Raw genomic sequence first — 15,273 nt, 5'->3', positions numbered from 1 at the left:
ACATCGAGAACCAAGAAATCGACGTTTGCAAAGCGCACAAATTGCTAAGCCGCAAATTGCCAAGCGCAGACGCGCATCGTCATGCACGAGGCAGATTTGGTTAGCAGATGCAATTCGTTTCACCCGATGCGCGGGACGGCTACGCTGTTTCGGCACTCAACCACGCACGAAGCCAACCATGACCCAACGCGATTTGCTGATTCTGCTGGAACCGGGCTTTACCGATCCGAAGCGCCCGGGCGAAACCTTTATCTGTCCGGACGGCGCGCCGATCGAAGGGCTGCTCGCCAGCGATCCCGCCCGCAACGCGCGGCTGGACATTCGCCGCGTGCCGTTCCCGCGTCCGCGCCATGCGGCGATGGAAGCACTCGGCGAGGAGCATCAGAGCCTTCCGGTCCTCGTGCTTGGCGACGAATATCCGGCGCCCTCCGATGCGCAGAGCTTGGGCGAAAAGCGCTTCGTCACGGACACGCGGCGCATTCTTTCGCTGCTCGCCGAGCGCCACGGATTCCCCAAGGTGCATGACTGACCTGTTGCTCGAACTCACGCGCGTGCGCCGCCGCGCGCGTCACGAATAGAACGACGGAACCGGCACCCGCCCGTTGAGCGCCCAGTCGCCGAGCTCGCGCACCTTGTAGTCGAGCGGGTCGTGCAACGTGTGCACCCGCACGTTGCGCCAGAAGCGATCGAGCCTGAGCGCGGCGGTGGTCGAGCGCGCGCCCATGACCTCGAACATCCGGTGGGCGACGTCGAGCCCGGCGCGCGCCGCCGCCACCTTCGAGGTCGCGACCGCCACGGCCACGGTGCCGCGCTCGTCCTCGCTCAGGTCGAGACCACGCGACCAGGCGAGATCGAACGCCTGCATCGCGCGTTCGACCAGCAGCCGTGCGCCTTCGAGCGCGACCCAGAAGTCGCCGTAGCGCCCGAGCACATACGGATCGTCGCCCGGGCGCTCGGCCTGCGAGGCGATCCACGGGCGCGTCTGCGAGAGCGTGGACTCGCGCGCCGCCTGCAACGCGCCTTCGCCGATGCCGAGATAGATGTGGCTCAGGATCGCCTGGGCGAGCAGCGGCCGCAGGCAGGCGAAGGGACTGGAGAGCGGGCCGGGATCGTTGAGCCGTTCCTCCGCCGAGATGCGCACGCGTTCGAATATCACCGTGCCGCTGTCAGTCTGACGCTGACCCATGTTGTCCCAGTCGTCGAGCACGGTGATGCCCGCGCGAGCCGTGGGCGTCACGCCGATCTGCAGCCGTCCGTCTTCGTCGAAGGCGGAAGCGATGAGCTGGTCGGAATCGCGCGCGCCGGAGCAGAAGCTCTTGCGTCCGTCGAAGAAAAAGCCGCCCGCGCCGTCGGAGAGGGCGCGGGTGCTCTTGTCGAGCGGATTGAGCGCGTTGCCCCAGAACCAGCCTTGTTTGACGGTCTCAGGCAACCAGTGCCGGATCTGCGTGTCGCGGCCGAACAGGCGGATCGTCGCCAGTTGCAGATGATGGAACGCGTACAGATGCGCGAGTGAACTGTCGACCTGGGCCATGCAGCGCACGACATCGAGCACGGTCGACCAGGGTGCGCCGTCGCCGCCGTATTCCACCGGTATCGAAAGCCGCAGCAGGCCGCTGTCACGCAGCAGGCGGCGCTCGTCGAAAGCCGTGCCGCCCGCCTTGTCGCGCGCGACGGCGGTTTGCGCCCAGGCGCGCAGCAGCGTGTCCAGCGGCGCGGTCCAGTCGGACTGCTCGGTACGGCTCATGGTGATCGCTCCTGACAGGTGTCGTCGCGGCCGGAATGCGGGCCCGGACGCGCGCGTCGACGAGTTTCATAAAGGCGCCAATCCAGAAAACCATAGATTGATTCGTTGGTTTGGCTTTTCCTTGCCCGTTTGTAAGCTTGTGCCGCAGCACACACAACAATCTGCTTCGCATGCACGCGAAGCGCAGAGGAGAATTCCGTGAAGCACTTTCGTCTTGCACGAGCCGCAGCGTTCGTGATCGCGCTGAGCGCGTCGTTGACCTCCATTTCATACGCCGCCGATCCCGGCAAGCCCGAAATTCGTTTCGGCGCCACGGCGGGCCCCTATTCGGACCAGATCCGCTACGGTATCAAGCCGCAGCTGGAGAAGGAAGGCTACAAGGTGACGATCGTCGAGTTCAGCGACTACGTACAGCCCAATCTCGCGCTGGCCGACGGCGCGCTTGACGCCAATGCCTTTCAGCACGAGATCTACCTGAAGAAGTTCTCGGAGGATCACAAGCTCGCGTTGTCCGAGCTCGTCAAGGTGCCGACCGCGCCCATCGGACTGTACACGCACAAGCACAAGACGCTCAACGATGTGAAAGACGGCGCCACCGTTTCGCTGCCGAACGACGTGACCAACCAGGCCCGCGCCATCATCCTGCTGCAGCAGCTCGGCTGGGTGACGCTCAAGGCGGGCGTCGATCCGGTGAAGTCGTCCGAGCGCGACATCGCCTCGAATCCGCACAAGCTGAAGCTCGTGCCGCTCGAGGCCGCGCAACTGCCGCGCTCGCTCGATGACGTCGACTACGCGTTCGTCAACGGCAACTTCGCGCTCGCCGCCGGACTGAAGCTCACGGACGCGCTGCTGCTCGAGAAGATTCCGCCTTACTACCTGAATCTCGTCGCGGTGCGCACGGCCGATCTGAACAAGCCTTATGTGAAGGATATCGCCAACGCCTATCGATCGGCCGCCTTCGGGAAGGTGATCGACGAGCGCTTCGCCGGATTCTCGAAGCCTTCGAACTAGGCGCTTGCCCGGCGCTTCCGTGCGATGGTCGCGCAAGACAGGTCGCATCAGGGGCGCACGGGCTCTGCCGGATCGGGCGTCGCAGCCGCCTCCGCGCGCCGGCTCTTCGCCAGGCGGGGATTGAAGGCGGTATGCAGCGCGTCACTCAGCAGATTCAGCGCAAGCACGGTCAGGGCGATCGCCGATCCCGGCACCGCGATCATGTACCAGGCGGTGCGCAGCGCCTCGCGCCCGGTGCCGACCATCGAACCCCAGCTGACGACGTTGGGATCGCCCAGACCGAGAAACGACAGGGCCGCCTCGGACAGGATCGCGTTGGCGACCAGCAGCGCGGTGGAGACGAGAATCGGCGTGAGCGCGTTGGGCAGGATTTCGATGAAGATCAGATGCGCGTCGCTCGCGCCGAGCGCGACGCTCGCGCTGACGAACTCGCGCTCCCGCAGCACGATGAATTCGCCGCGCGTGAGCCGCGCGATGCTCGGCCACGCCGTCACGCCGAGCGCAAAGACGATCGTGCCGAGCGACGGCGTGAGGATCGCCACGAGGATGATGGCGAGCAGGAACGGCGGGACGGTCTGGAAGAACTCCGTGACCGCCATCAGGATCTGGTCGAGCACGCCGCCGAAATAGCCGGCGAGACCGCCGATCAGCACCCCCAGCACGAGCGCGATGACCGCCACCGTCAGACCCACGTAGAGCGACACGCGCGCGCCGTGGAACAGCCCGGCCAGCAGGTCGCGACCCATCAGGTCGGTGCCGAGCGGCCAGGCATGCGCGGCGCCGGGCCACTGATAAGGCGCGGCCACCATGTCGAGCGGATCGCCCGGGAAGAACGCGTTGGCCGTGAGCGCGGCGAACAGCGCGCAGGCCAGCAGCGTCGCGCCGACCAGCGCGGAGGGCTGGCGCAGCAAGCGGAGCCATTTCATGTGCGATGCCTCGTGCGCGGGTCGATCAGCCCGTAGAGCAGATCGACGATCAGATTGAGCAGAACCACCAGGCATGCGGAGAGCAGCAGCACGCCGACCAGCAGGTTGACGTCGCGGCTCTTGATGGCCTCGAAGGACAGCTGCCCGAGGCCCGGCCAGCCGAACACCGTCTCGACGATCACCGAACCGCCGATCAGCGCGCTGCCCTGCAGGCCGAGCATCGTCAGCACCGGCAGCACCGCGTGGCGCAGTGCGTGATGGGTGACCACGTACCAGGGCCGGCCACCCTTCGCGCGGGCGGTGCGGATGAAGTCTTCCTGCAGCGTCTCGATCATCGAGGCCCGCGCGAGCCGTGCGAAGATTGCGACGTAGTACAGCACGAGCGTGGCGGCCGGCAGCACCAGATGACGCAGGCGATCGAGCAGCAGCGAGAAGCCGTGATGCGCGATATTGGTATCCACCACGCCGCCGATCGGCAGCCATTCGAGATGCACGCCGAAGATCACGATCAGCATCAGCGCGGTCCAGAACATCGGCGCGGAGTAGCCGAGCGTCGCGAGCGTCGACACGAGCGTATCGACGACACCGTGCGGACGGCGCGCCGCGCAGACGCCCAGCAGGATCCCCAGGCTCACCGATACCACGAGCGCCGTGCCGATCAGCGCGAGCGTTGCCGGCAGGCGCCCGAACACGAGCGCGGTCACCGGCTCGCCGAAGCGGAAAGAGAAGCCCAGATCGAGGCGCAGCGCATGGCCGATGTAATGCAGCAACTGCGTGGCGGCGCTCTGGTTCAGCCCATAGGCTTCGCGCAGCTGCGCGACGTACTGTGGCGACACGTTGCCGCTCTCGCTGGCGATCACGTCGACGAGATCGCCGGGCATCAGCTTGAGCAGCGCGAAGTTGAGCACGGTGGTGCCGAGCAGCACCAGCACGAGCTGGATCAGTCTGCGTCCGATCCGGTGGGCGGCGAGTGCGGAGGTGAGCGGCATGATGATCACGCGTGGTCGAACCAGACGCGCGCGAAGTTGGCGCGTGAATGGCTCGCGGTGTCCGTCACGTTGCGCAGGTTCTTCGCCCACACGCCGAACCAGCGGAACTCGAAGAGATTGATCAGCGACAGGTCGCGTTGCGCAATCTTCTGCAACTGGAAGTACAGGTCGCGCCTTCTGGACGGATCCGTCTCGGTCTGCGCGGCCTCGATCACGCGGTCCATTTCGGGGCTCGCGTAACCGGAGGCGTTGAACCAGGGCGTCCCGTTGGAGGCGGCCTTCGACCAGTAATGCTGCTCGACGCCGATCTGCGGATCGAGTCCGTTGGTGCCCCAACTGCTGATCAACTGGAAGTCGTAGTCGGTGAAGACGTTCTTGATCCAGGTCGGCAGGTCCTGTCCGCGCAGGTTCACGTCGATGCCCACGCGGCGCAGCGCCTGGCGCACGAATTCGCCGGTGCGGCGGTAGTCGTCGCCATAGGGAATGAAATCGTGATTGATGCGGAAACGCCAGCCGTCCGCTTTCTTCGGGAAACCGGCCTTGTCCAGTAACGCTTCCGCCCGTTTCGGATCGTAGGGATATTGCTCGGTCTGCGCGGTGTAGAAGGCCTTCACGAGGGACGATTCCGGACCGGTCGCGGGCACCGCGTAGCCGCCCCAGACGGTTGCGACCAGTGCCTCGCGATTGATTGCATGGGCGATCGCCTGGCGCACTTCGAGCTTGCCGAGGATCGGATCGCGCAGGTTCGGTTCGAGCCACAGCCATGCGGCGTAGCCGTTATAGCCCTCGCGCGACACGACGAGATTGGGCAGCTTCGCCAGACGGTCCGCGTCCGCGAAGGTCACGGGATTGCGCTCGCCATATTGTGCGGCGCCGGTCTCCAGCGCCGTGGCGCGCCCCGACACGTCCGGCGTGATCTTCCAGGTGATGCGGTCGAGATAGGGCTGCCCCGCAGCCCAGTATTTCTCGTAGCGATCGAGCACGATGCGGTCGCCGCGCAGCCATTCCGTGAACTTGAACGGGCCGGTGCCGACCGGCTTGTTGTTGTACGGATTGTTGCGGATGTCCGTATTTTCGTAGAGATGCTTCGGCAGGATCGGCGTGCCCAGCGAGTCGAGGATGCCGAAGGTGGCGGGCGTCGATTTCGACAGATGCAGCGCGACCGTATGCGCGTCCGGGGTGTCGATCTTCGTCAGATATTGCAGCACGCGCCGGGACGCCGGGCTGATCTTGAGCCAGACTTCCTCGGCGGAAAACTTCACGTCGGCGGAAGTAAAGGGCTTGCCGTCGTGCCAGGTCGCGTTCTGACGCAGCCTGAAGGTCCACGTGAGTCCGTCGGGCGAGACGTTCCAGCTCTCGGCGAGTTGCGGGCGGGGCTTCAGGTCGGGACCGTATTCGACGAGGCCGTCGAAGACCTTGCTCGCCACCGCGCCGATCATCGTCGCCGAGTTGACGAAGAACGCGAGCGTCGGCGGCTCCGGATGGATCACCGCAGTGAGCGTGCCGCCCTGTTTCGCGCCGGTGAGCGTGATGGGCGTCGCTTCGGTCGCGGCCCATGCTTCGCCCGTGAACACGAAGGGCGCAGCCGCACCGGCGAACAACGCGCCCGCGCCCTTCAGGAGCCGCCGCCGGGTGAGATCGGCAACGGCGACGCCGAGCGGGTCATCGTGCGACGGGCGTGTCGAGAGGGCGGGCGCTTGCGGCTTGCTCGGCTTGAAAGTCACGATCAATTTTCCTTGTGTTGAGAGGCGAGGGCGTGTGCGACGACGGCACCGCGTCGATCAGCGTGCGGGTATAGGCATGTTGCGGCGCGCGCCAGATCGACGCGTGATCGCCGCTTTCCACGATGCGGCCCGCCTGCATCACCAGCACGCGGTCGGCGATATAGCGAACCACCGAAAGATCGTGCGAGATGAACAGCAGCGCGAGACCGAGTTCCTGCTTCAGGTCGGCCAGCAGATCGAGGATCTGCGCCTGGATGGAGACGTCGAGGGCCGAGACCGGCTCGTCGCAGATCACGAGCGCGGGTTCGAGCACGAGCGCGCGCGCAATGCCGATACGCTGCCGCTGTCCGCCCGAGAATTCATGCGGATGGCGCTTGAGCGCCGACTCGGGCAGCCCGACGGCGTCGATGATGCGGCGGATGCGCGCGGCGCGTTCGCGCCTGCTTGCGACACCGTGGATCGCGAGCGCATGGCCCAGGGTGCGTTCCACCGTATGTCGCGGATTGAGGGAGCCGTACGGATCCTGAAAGATCATCTGCACGCGCCGCCGATACGGCCGCAACGCCCGTCGGCCGAGATGGGTGACATCCGTGCCGTCGAACACGATGCTGCCGTTGGACGGCTCGACGAGGCGCGTCAGCGCACGCGACAGAGACGACTTGCCGCAACCCGACTCGCCCACGAGACCGACCGTCTCGCCGGCGCGGATCTCGAAGCTGACGCCGTCCACGGCGCGTACGTCGCGGTAGTCGACGCATACCTCGGAGGCACGCAGCAGCACGGGTGCATGCGTGCTCGCAGCGGGCAACGGAGCGCTGACGCGTGGTCCGGTGAGGCGCACGTCGCGATAGTGCAATCCCGCGTCGAACTGCAGCGATGCGCCGAGCAGTGCGCGCGTATAGGCTTGCGCCGGGCGTGCGAACAGCGCGGGCGTCGGCGCTTCCTCGACCTTTACGCCGTCTTTCAGCACGGCCACGCGGTCCGCCCAGCGCGCGACCACGCCGAGATCGTGCGTGATGAGCAGCACGGCCATCGACAGTTCGCGGCGCAGACGGTCGATCAGTTCGAGGATCTGCGCCTGAATCGTGACGTCGAGTGCGGTGGTCGGCTCGTCGGCGATCAGCAGTCCGGGGCGGCAAGCCACCGCCATCGCGATCATCACGCGTTGCCGCTGACCTCCGGAAAGTTCATGCGGATACTGGCCAAAGCGGCGCTGCGGGTCGGGCAGGCGCACCAGATCCAGCAACTCCAGCGCCGCGCTGCGTGCAGCCGGCCCGGACATGGGCCGATGCAGCAGCAACGCCTCGGCCACCTGGCGGCCGATCGGCTGCAGCGGGTTCAGCGAGGTCATCGGCTCCTGAAAGATCATGCCGATGCGGTCGCCGCGCAGCGTGCTCCATGCGCGCTCGGTCTGCCCGGAGAGCAGGCGGCCCTCGAAGCGGATCTCGCCCGAGACCCGGGCCGAGGGCGGCAGCAGCCCCATCGCGGCGAGCGCGATGGTCGATTTGCCGCTGCCGGATTCGCCGACCAGCGCGAGCATCTCGCCACGCGCGATACTCAGGTCGAGCGGCTGCACCGCCGGGTGGCCGCCGAAGGACACGCTGAGCCCTTCGATCTGCAGCAGGGGCGCCGGGGCGCTCATTTCGCGGCCGCGCCGTTCGAGAGGTCGCGGAATGCCGCGCCGGCGTGACGAGGTCCGAGACGGGCATCGCCGCCGAACAGCTTTTCGCGCAGCGTGCCTTCGGCATAAGACGTCTTGTAGATTCCGCGCGACTGCAACTCGGGAATCACCAGGTCGATGAAATCCTCGTAGCTTTCCGGCGTCACGGTGCGCGTCAGGTTGAAGCCGTCGATGTCCGCTTCCTCGACCCAGGCCTGCAGTGCATCGGCTACCTGCACAGGATCGCCGACGATCGTCGTAAAGCGGCCGCCGAGCTTCATCTGGTCGAGCAGATGGCGCACGGTGACGCCACGTTTGCCGTCCGTCACGCGCTGCACCGAAGATTCAATGCCGCGTCCCTTGTGGCCGCCCGGCGGTTCGAGATCGTCGTCCGGCGCGAAAGCGGAATAGTCGATACCGCTGCCTGCCGCGAAGTGCGCGAGCCCGGCCTCGGGGCTCGCGTAGCGCGCATATTCCGCGAATTTCTCTTCCGCTTCCCGTTGCGTGCGCCCGACCACGACCGTGATGCCCATGATGATTTTCAGGTCCCGCGGTGCGCGTCCGGCCTCGGCAGCCTGGCGGCGCAGCGTATCGACGAGCTTGCGCGTGCCTTCCTTGCTCTGGCTCGACACGAACACACATTCGGCGTGGCGCACGGCAAAGGCCTGTCCGCGCCCGGACGAACCGGCCTGGAACAGCACTGGCGTGCGTTGCGGCGAGGGCTCGGACAGGTGATAGCCCTCGACGTCGTAGTAACGGCCGTGGTGGACGAGCTTGTGCACTTTCGACGGATCGGCGAACACGCGGCCTGCGCGGTCGCGCAGCACCGCGCCGTCTTCCCAGCTGCCTTCCCAAAGCTTGTAGAGCACGTCGAGGTACTCGTCGGCGCGATCGTAGCGCTCGTCGTGCGCGATCATTTCGGTGCGGCCCATCGCGCGCGCGGCGCTGTCGAGATAGCCCGTGACGATATTCCAGCCGATGCGTCCTTCGGTCAGGTGATCGAGCGTCGAAAAGCGGCGCGCGAGCAGATAGGGCGCTTCATACGTGAGATTCACCGTGATGCCGAAACCGAGGTGTTTCGTCGTGGCCGCCATCGCCGAGACGAGCAGCAGCGGATCGTTGACCGGCAGTTGCACCGACTCCTTCAGCGTGACGTCCACCGATTGCCCGTACACGTCATACACGCCGACGATATCGGCGATGAACAGTCCGTCGAACAGGCCGCGCTCCAGCAGCTTCGCGAGATCGGTCCAGTAGGATAGCTTGCGGTAATCGGTCGAACGATCGCGCGGATGCGTCCAGAGGCCATGATTGATGTGGCCGACGCAGTTCATGTTGAACGCGTTCAGGATGATTTGCTTCTTGCTCATGGAAGGTCGTGCGGCACGGAAGAGGCGGAGAACGCGCGAAGTGAGACGGTCAGCCACCCTCGCGCGATCCATTGGAGCGCGTAGCGTCGCACAGGCGCGCGGGGCAGCTAACCATCAAATCGGCATGAGCATTTCTGGTGCACCGTCGATTGCATGCGAGCGGGCCGCTCAGGCCACCCCGATGCGCCACTGTCCCGGCGGCAGCGTGCCATTCACGGCGAAGTCGCCGACGATGCGGTCCTTGTAAATGCGCGGGTTGTGCGATGCGATCGTGCGTGCGTTGCGCCAGTAACGGTCGAGTCCGCTCGAGCGCAGTGTCGCGGAGGCGCCGAGCGCATCGAACACGCTGGACGAAGCGTCGAGAATCAGCTGCGACGCCACGGTCTGCGCCTGCCAGATTTCGACCTCGGCTTCGGCGATGATCGCCAGCGCATCCGGCCGCTCGACCGCGCCGGCCGCACGTTCGAGCGCGCGTGCCGCTTGCGTGACGATCGCGCCGGCGGTCCACGCATGGGCGCGAGCGCGTCCGACGACCTGAAGCAGTTGCGGATCGTCGGCGGCGCGCTTGCTCGCGGCATGACTGTAGCTGCGGGAGCGCGCGGCGATCGCGGCGGCTGCGTCGTTCACGAGCGCGCGTCCGATGCCGGCGAGCGTCGCCAGGTGTACAAGCTGATAGAACCCTTCCGAGTAGGGAAAGGGCGCGCGTCCCGCGACGATCTCGGCTTCGTCCACCTCCACGTTGTTGAAGCGGCTGGTGCCGCTTGCGGTGAGGCGCTGACCCATGCCGTCCCAGTCATCGATCACATCGACGCCCGCACTTTGCCGGTTCACCGTGACCGAGATCTGCTCATCGTCGGCATCGGTTGCGCCGACATGAATCCAGTCGGCGAACAAGGAGCCCGTCGTGTAGAACTTCGCGCCGTTGAGCCGCCAGCCGTTCGCGTTGCGCGTGAGCCGCGTCGCGAACTGACTCTGCCGCGCCTCGCCCGTTTCCGACCATGCAGCGCCGATGATGTCGCCGCGCGCCAGCCGCGGCAGCCAGCGTTCACGGCGCGCGGCCGGACTGTCGAGCGCATGCTCGACGAAGCCGAAGTGCGCACGCAGCGCCTGCGTGATGTTCGAATCCGCTTCGGACAACTCGATCAGCAATTCGAACAGCTCGCTCAACCGGATGCCGCGACCGCCATTGTCACGCGGCACGCGCAGCGCGGTGAATCCCGCGTCGCGCAGCCAGCCGATCTCTTCGGCGGGCAGGCGGCGTTCGAGTTCGCGGCCGATGCTCTGTTCACGGATCTGCCGGAAGATCGGACGGAAAGGCGCGGCAAGCGCCGTGTAGTGATCGGTGGGACCGGCTCCCCACGCTTGTCCGACGACGACGCCATCGGGCAGCGGCGCATTGCGATCGAAAGTCATGTTGCCTTTGAAAAGAGAATGGAGAGGACGTGTGTCGAGGCGTCGATTATCGTCAACCGGCACGCGCAGGAGAAACGACGAATTGTCAGAAGCTAACGCGAAAACGGACAGTGTCCGTCTACGTGCGAGACGGCCGTCCGGATCTTCATCCAGGGCTTGAAAAACGCTTGTTTTGCAGGCGTGTTCATATGCTTATCGCGCCGTGTGAAAAGCGCTGGCGCACTGCCCGAGCCGCGTGTTTGCGGGTACCATTCCGCGGCAGAGTCTTGATGTAAGGAAGGCTCCTGCGATGAACACAATGAAGTCTCGGAGTGCATGATGAGTCTCGATATTTTCTGGTTCCTGCCCACTTCGGGAGACACCCGCTATCTCGGCGTTTCGGATTTCGGTCGCGCGCCGACCAACGCCTACATGCGGCAGATCGCGGTGGCCGCCGACGAACTCGGCTATGACGGCCTGCTGATTCCGACGGGCAGCAGCTGCCTGGATCCCTGGGTGACGGCTGCCAGCCTCGTCCCGGTCACACGGCGCATCAAGCTGCTGGTCGCGTTGCGCACTTCGCTCGGCAACGTCACGGCTTCCGCGCGCCAGGCCGCCACGCTCGATGAAGCGCTGGGCGGCCGGTTGCTGCTCAATGTCGTGCCCGGCGGCGACGCCACCGAACTCGCCGCCGACGGCGTGTTTCTCGACCATGAACAACGCTACGAATACGCCGACGAGTTTCTTTCCGTGTGGCGCAGGCTCTTCACGGAGGAGTCGATCGATTTCGACGGCAAGCACGTGCATGTGAAGGGCGCAAAGAACTTCCACGAGCCCGTGCAGAAGCCGTATCCGCCGCTGTATTTCGGCGGCTCGTCGGACGCGGCGCACGAGATCGCGGCCGAACATGTCGACACCTATCTGACCTGGGGCGAACCGCCTGCCGCGGTTGCCGGGAAATTCGCCGATGTCCGCGCACGCGCCGCGCGTCGCGGCCGCACGGTGCGCTTCGGCGTACGGCTGCACGTGATCGTCCGCGAGACCAGCGACGAGGCGTGGGCCGCCGCGGACGCGCTGATCAGCCGCCTGACCGACGAGGATATCGCCCGCTCGCAGCAGAACTTCGCGAACATGGACTCGGTCGGCCAGCGCCGCATGGCCGAGCTGCACGGCGGCCGGCGCGACCAGCTCGAAATCAGCCCGAACCTGTGGGCGGGCGTCGGACTCGTGCGCGGCGGCGCGGGCACCGCGTTGGTCGGCGACGCGCAGACCGTGGCGGCGCGTCTGCAGGAATATGTCGAAGCCGGCGCCGACAGTTTCGTGCTGTCGGGTTATCCGCATCTCGAAGAAGCGTATCGGTTTGCGGAACACGTGTTCCCTCTTCTGCCGGGCAAAGGTCGCGTGACCACCGATGCACGCCAGACCGGCGGCGCTTTCGATATCAGGGCAGGGACCGGCGTTCGCTAGCGCCGTACGGACGCCAGGCATGGTGGAGGAACGCAATTCGTGAAGATGTCGCACAAGAGGCGTGCGCCGGTGGCGGGGCCGGTCTGGGGGCTTGCCTTCGGCGTGTTGATGATGGCGGCGAGCGCGGCGCTGTGGTGGCTCGGGTCGAACCTCGGGCAGGGCCTGCCTGCGGAATCGCTGGCCGTGGCCGCGTTGCTCGTCGGGGTTTTCACTTTCGTATGCGCGGCACGCGAGATCGCGCGCAACAGGCGTTGAAGCGGGCGCTGTGCGCGATGCTTTGCATAGCTCTAAAAGTTGCTTAGCGCTCATCCCTGCGTGAGATAGCATGGCGGCCCCGCCGCGCTTCGCCACCGATGCGACAAGCGCTGTGCTTCCCGCAACGCCAAGGACACGTCAACATGAAACGCACGATCTCGCGCGGCCGCCGGACTTTCCTCGCCGCCGTTCCCGCCACGCTGGCCGGCTTTGCCTTGCCGGCGTGGGCGAAGTTCGAGAACGACCAGTTCCGCATCGGCTATCAGAAGGCGGCCAGCACGCTCGTCCTCCTCAAGGCGAAAGGCACGCTCGAGAAGCGGCTCGCGCCGCTGGGCGTGAAGCTCATCTGGACGGAATTTCCCGCAGGTCCGCAACTGCTCGAAGGCCTGAACGTCGGCGCGATCGACTTCGGCTATGTCGGCGAGGCGCCACCGGTATTCGCACAGGCCGCCGGCGCCGACTTCGTCTACACGGCATACGAAGTACCCACGCCGCGTGCGGAAGGCGTCGTGGTCGCGAAGAACTCGCCGATCCAGTCGGTCGCCGATCTGAAGGGGAAGAAAGTCGCGTTCAATCGCGGGTCGGATGTGCACTGGTTCATCATCGCGTTGCTGCGCAAGCACGGTCTGGATTATGGCGACATTCAGCCCGCCTTTCTGGCCCCGGCCGACGCCCGCGCCGCGCTCGAACGGGGCGCCATCGACGCGTGGGCCATCTGGGATCCGTTTCTCGCGGCGGCGCAGTCACAAGGCAACGCACGCCTGCTGGCGAATGCGGAGGGCGTGGCCAGTCATCACCAGTTCTTTCTCAGCCAGCGCGAGTTCGCCCAGAAGCGCAAGGACGTCATCGGCATCGCGATGGAAGAACTCGGCAAGGAAGGGCAGTGGGTCAGGCAGAACGTTGCTGCTGCCGCCGCGCAGCTGGCGCCGATTCAAGGTCTCGATGCCGCGACGATCCAGTCGGGCCTGCAGCACTACGAACACGTCTACCGGCCGATCGATGCGCCGGTGCTCGACGAACAGCAGCGCATCGCGGACACGTTCTACGAGTTGAAGCTCATCCCGCGCAAGATCACGACGAAGGACGCGGTGCTTTCCTGAAGTGCGGGCGCCGGCCCGAAGCCGGCGCTCGCTGCGTGACTCATGGAAGCACGTACAAGTCCGCGAAGTTGCCTCGCAGCCCTTCTCCGGTGGGCGCGTAGTTTTTCACCTTGGTCGAGGCGATGGTGATGTTCGGGTTCGCGCCGAATTCGATCGACGGAATGTCGTCGTGCACGATCTGCTGGAATTGCCTGAACAACTGGCGGCGCTTGTTCTCGTCCGTTTCCACCGAGGCCGCCTCGAGCAGGCGGTCCACTTCCGGGTTCGAGTAGTGGGCGGCGTTGGAAAACGGCAAGCCGATCTTGAAGTTCTTCGACCAGAACACGCGCTGCACGCCGACTGTCGGGTCGAACACATTGGCGAGCGCCTCGAGCGTGATGTCGAATGCACGATCCGTGTACGCCTTGACCACGTACGTGCCGAAGTCATAGGTCTGCACCTGCGCGTCGATGCCGACGCGCGCGAGCGACTGACGCACGAAATCGGCGGCGCGCGAATCCTGGAACGGGTTGTACAGGAGCCGCAGCGAGAAGCGCTTGCCATCAGGTCCGCGTTTCAGGCCCAGGCGGTCGAGCGCCGCGTTGGCTTGCGCCGGATCATAGGGGTAGTAATGGATGTCGGCGTCGTGGTAGCGCGAGTTCGCCACGCCGATCGCGGCGGCCGACACCGTCCCGTAGCCGTACCAGACAACGCGGTTCAGTGCGTTGACGTCGATGGCCTGAGAGATGGCGAGGCGCACGGCACGGTCCTTCAGCACGGGCGTGTCGAGATTGAAGATGAGTTGCTGGTGATTGCTGACGTACGGCCAGTTGGTCGTGTCGACATGAAAGTTGGGCAGGGCGCTGAAGCGCTTGACGTCCGCGAGCGGAATCGCCTGATCGCCCAGGTTGGCCGCGCCGGTCTCCAGCGCCGCTGCGCGCGCGGCGGCATCGGGCAGGAAGCGCACGATCACGCGGTCGACATAAGGCTTCGGCTTGTCCCAGTAGTCCGGATTGCGCACCAGCAGAATGTGATCGCCGCGCACGAACTCCTTGAACATGAACGGGCCGGTTCCGATGGGCGCGCTGTTGTGCGGATTCGCAACGACGTCGGTGCCTTCATAGAGGTGTTTCGGAATGATCGGCGATTCCGATCCGGACAGCGCGGTCAGAAGAAACGGCGCAGGCCTGGACAGTTCGATGACGACCGTATAGGGATCAGGCGTTTTCACGCCGGTCACGTTCGCGAACGTGCTGCGTCCGCGCGGATGCGACTGCTTCAATGTCAGGATCGAGAAGGCGACGTCCTCTGCCGTAAAAGGCTTGCCGTCGTGCCATTTGACACCGTGGCGCAAGGTGAAGCGGTATTGCAGTCCGTCCGGGCTGACCGACCACGCGGTCGCGAGCAGCGGCTTCGGGTTGAGATTCTGGTCATAGGTGAGCAATCCTTCCACGACCTTGGGACCGATCTCGGCGTTGCCGCCGGCCGTGGTGGTCAACGGGATGATCGAAGCGGGCTCGGGCGTCACGAGCCACGTCAGCGTGCCGCCCTGGACCGGCGCGGCGCCGGCGGCCCCCGCATCCGCCCCATGCATGCCGACGAGCCCCGTCGTCAGCAAACCGATGAAGAACCGCTTGGATACCCCTGTCGTCATTT

General features: G+C 65.7%; 13 protein-coding genes. 5 read left to right on the top strand and 8 right to left on the bottom strand.

Annotated elements, in window-relative coordinates; genetic code table 11:
* Window positions 1-178 precede the first annotated feature (178 nt).
* Complete coding sequence (locus QCE83_RS17455) at window positions 179-529, top strand: DUF3088 domain-containing protein (protein WP_309813357.1); 351 nt, start codon at window positions 179-181, stop codon at window positions 527-529.
* A 39-nt stretch (window positions 530-568) separates the two neighbouring features.
* On the opposite strand, the gene QCE83_RS17450 is transcribed toward QCE83_RS17455, so the two are convergent.
* A complete protein-coding gene (locus QCE83_RS17450; protein WP_309813356.1) occupies window positions 569-1,744 on the bottom strand; it encodes an acyl-CoA dehydrogenase family protein in 1,176 nt (391 codons plus the stop codon).
* Window positions 1,745-1,942: 198 nt separating this feature from the next.
* Here QCE83_RS17450 and QCE83_RS17445 point away from each other — a divergent pair, with 198 nt between their 5' ends.
* Entirely contained in the window at window positions 1,943-2,755 is an 813-nt protein-coding gene (locus QCE83_RS17445; RefSeq protein ID WP_404984976.1) for a MetQ/NlpA family ABC transporter substrate-binding protein, read from the top strand.
* A 47-nt stretch (window positions 2,756-2,802) separates the two neighbouring features.
* Here QCE83_RS17445 and QCE83_RS17440 read toward each other — a convergent pair whose 3' ends face one another.
* The 6 genes from QCE83_RS17440 to QCE83_RS17415 form a co-directional block, all read right to left on the bottom strand.
* Window positions 2,803-3,681 (bottom strand): ABC transporter permease, encoded by an 879-nt coding sequence (locus QCE83_RS17440; RefSeq protein WP_309813353.1) that lies wholly within the window; start codon window positions 3,679-3,681, stop codon window positions 2,803-2,805.
* Window positions 3,678-4,670 carry an ABC transporter permease gene (locus tag QCE83_RS17435; protein WP_309813349.1) on the bottom strand — a complete coding sequence of 331 codons (993 nt, stop codon included), beginning with the start codon at window positions 4,668-4,670 and terminating at the stop codon, window positions 3,678-3,680. The genes QCE83_RS17440 and QCE83_RS17435 overlap by 4 nt, the downstream gene beginning before the upstream one ends.
* Before the next feature lie 5 nt (window positions 4,671-4,675).
* A complete protein-coding gene (locus tag QCE83_RS17430; protein ID WP_309813347.1) occupies window positions 4,676-6,394 on the bottom strand; it encodes an ABC transporter substrate-binding protein in 1,719 nt (572 codons plus the stop codon).
* Window positions 6,333-8,036 carry an ABC transporter ATP-binding protein gene (locus tag QCE83_RS17425; RefSeq protein ID WP_309813344.1) on the bottom strand — a complete coding sequence of 568 codons (1,704 nt, stop codon included), beginning with the start codon at window positions 8,034-8,036 and terminating at the stop codon, window positions 6,333-6,335. The genes QCE83_RS17430 and QCE83_RS17425 overlap by 62 nt, the downstream gene beginning before the upstream one ends.
* Window positions 8,033-9,424 carry an LLM class flavin-dependent oxidoreductase gene (locus tag QCE83_RS17420; protein ID WP_309813342.1) on the bottom strand — a complete coding sequence of 464 codons (1,392 nt, stop codon included), beginning with the start codon at window positions 9,422-9,424 and terminating at the stop codon, window positions 8,033-8,035. The genes QCE83_RS17425 and QCE83_RS17420 overlap by 4 nt, the downstream gene beginning before the upstream one ends.
* A 168-nt stretch (window positions 9,425-9,592) precedes the next feature.
* Entirely contained in the window at window positions 9,593-10,837 is a 1,245-nt protein-coding gene (locus tag QCE83_RS17415; RefSeq protein ID WP_309813341.1) for an acyl-CoA dehydrogenase family protein, read from the bottom strand.
* A gap of 318 nt (window positions 10,838-11,155) precedes the next feature.
* Here QCE83_RS17415 and ssuD point away from each other — a divergent pair, with 318 nt between their 5' ends.
* The 3 genes from ssuD to QCE83_RS17400 all read left to right on the top strand — a co-directional run bounded on the left by ssuD (window position 11,156) and on the right by QCE83_RS17400 (window position 13,638).
* On the top strand, window positions 11,156-12,283 hold the full coding sequence (ssuD, locus tag QCE83_RS17410; RefSeq protein WP_309813339.1) for an FMNH2-dependent alkanesulfonate monooxygenase: 1,128 nt from the start codon (window positions 11,156-11,158) through the stop codon (window positions 12,281-12,283).
* A gap of 45 nt (window positions 12,284-12,328) precedes the next feature.
* Complete coding sequence (locus QCE83_RS17405; protein WP_309815457.1) at window positions 12,329-12,538, top strand: hypothetical protein; 210 nt, start codon at window positions 12,329-12,331, stop codon at window positions 12,536-12,538.
* Between the two features lie 143 nt (window positions 12,539-12,681).
* On the top strand, window positions 12,682-13,638 hold the full coding sequence (locus QCE83_RS17400) for a sulfonate ABC transporter substrate-binding protein (RefSeq protein ID WP_309813337.1): 957 nt from the start codon (window positions 12,682-12,684) through the stop codon (window positions 13,636-13,638).
* Between the two features lie 40 nt (window positions 13,639-13,678).
* On the opposite strand, the gene QCE83_RS17395 is transcribed toward QCE83_RS17400, so the two are convergent.
* Window positions 13,679-15,211 carry an ABC transporter substrate-binding protein gene (locus QCE83_RS17395; RefSeq protein WP_309815454.1) on the bottom strand — a complete coding sequence of 511 codons (1,533 nt, stop codon included), beginning with the start codon at window positions 15,209-15,211 and terminating at the stop codon, window positions 13,679-13,681.
* Between the last annotated feature and the right edge of the window lie 62 nt (window positions 15,212-15,273).

Origin of the sequence: Caballeronia sp. LZ034LL (assembly GCF_031451215.1) — a bacterium.
Classification (GTDB): Bacteria; Pseudomonadota; Gammaproteobacteria; order Burkholderiales; family Burkholderiaceae; genus Caballeronia.
Note: the sequence above shows the minus strand (reverse complement) of the source record. Positions and strands in the feature narration are given on the sequence as shown.

Coding starts and splice junctions, on each gene's coding strand:
- QCE83_RS17415 (WP_309813341.1), bottom strand. CDS start 10,837: ATGACTTTCGATCGCAATGCGCCGCTGCCCGATGGCGTCGTCGTCGGA.
- QCE83_RS17405 (WP_309815457.1), top strand. CDS start 12,329: ATGTCGCACAAGAGGCGTGCGCCGGTGGCGGGGCCGGTCTGGGGGCTT.
- QCE83_RS17425 (WP_309813344.1), bottom strand. CDS start 8,036: ATGAGCGCCCCGGCGCCCCTGCTGCAGATCGAAGGGCTCAGCGTGTCC.
- QCE83_RS17435 (WP_309813349.1), bottom strand. CDS start 4,670: ATGCCGCTCACCTCCGCACTCGCCGCCCACCGGATCGGACGCAGACTG.
- QCE83_RS17440 (WP_309813353.1), bottom strand. CDS start 3,681: ATGAAATGGCTCCGCTTGCTGCGCCAGCCCTCCGCGCTGGTCGGCGCG.
- QCE83_RS17455 (WP_309813357.1), top strand. CDS start 179: ATGACCCAACGCGATTTGCTGATTCTGCTGGAACCGGGCTTTACCGAT.
- QCE83_RS17400 (WP_309813337.1), top strand. CDS start 12,682: ATGAAACGCACGATCTCGCGCGGCCGCCGGACTTTCCTCGCCGCCGTT.
- QCE83_RS17420 (WP_309813342.1), bottom strand. CDS start 9,424: ATGAGCAAGAAGCAAATCATCCTGAACGCGTTCAACATGAACTGCGTC.
- ssuD (WP_309813339.1), top strand. CDS start 11,156: ATGAGTCTCGATATTTTCTGGTTCCTGCCCACTTCGGGAGACACCCGC.
- QCE83_RS17395 (WP_309815454.1), bottom strand. CDS start 15,211: ATGCATGGGGCGGATGCGGGGGCCGCCGGCGCCGCGCCGGTCCAGGGC.
- QCE83_RS17450 (WP_309813356.1), bottom strand. CDS start 1,744: ATGAGCCGTACCGAGCAGTCCGACTGGACCGCGCCGCTGGACACGCTG.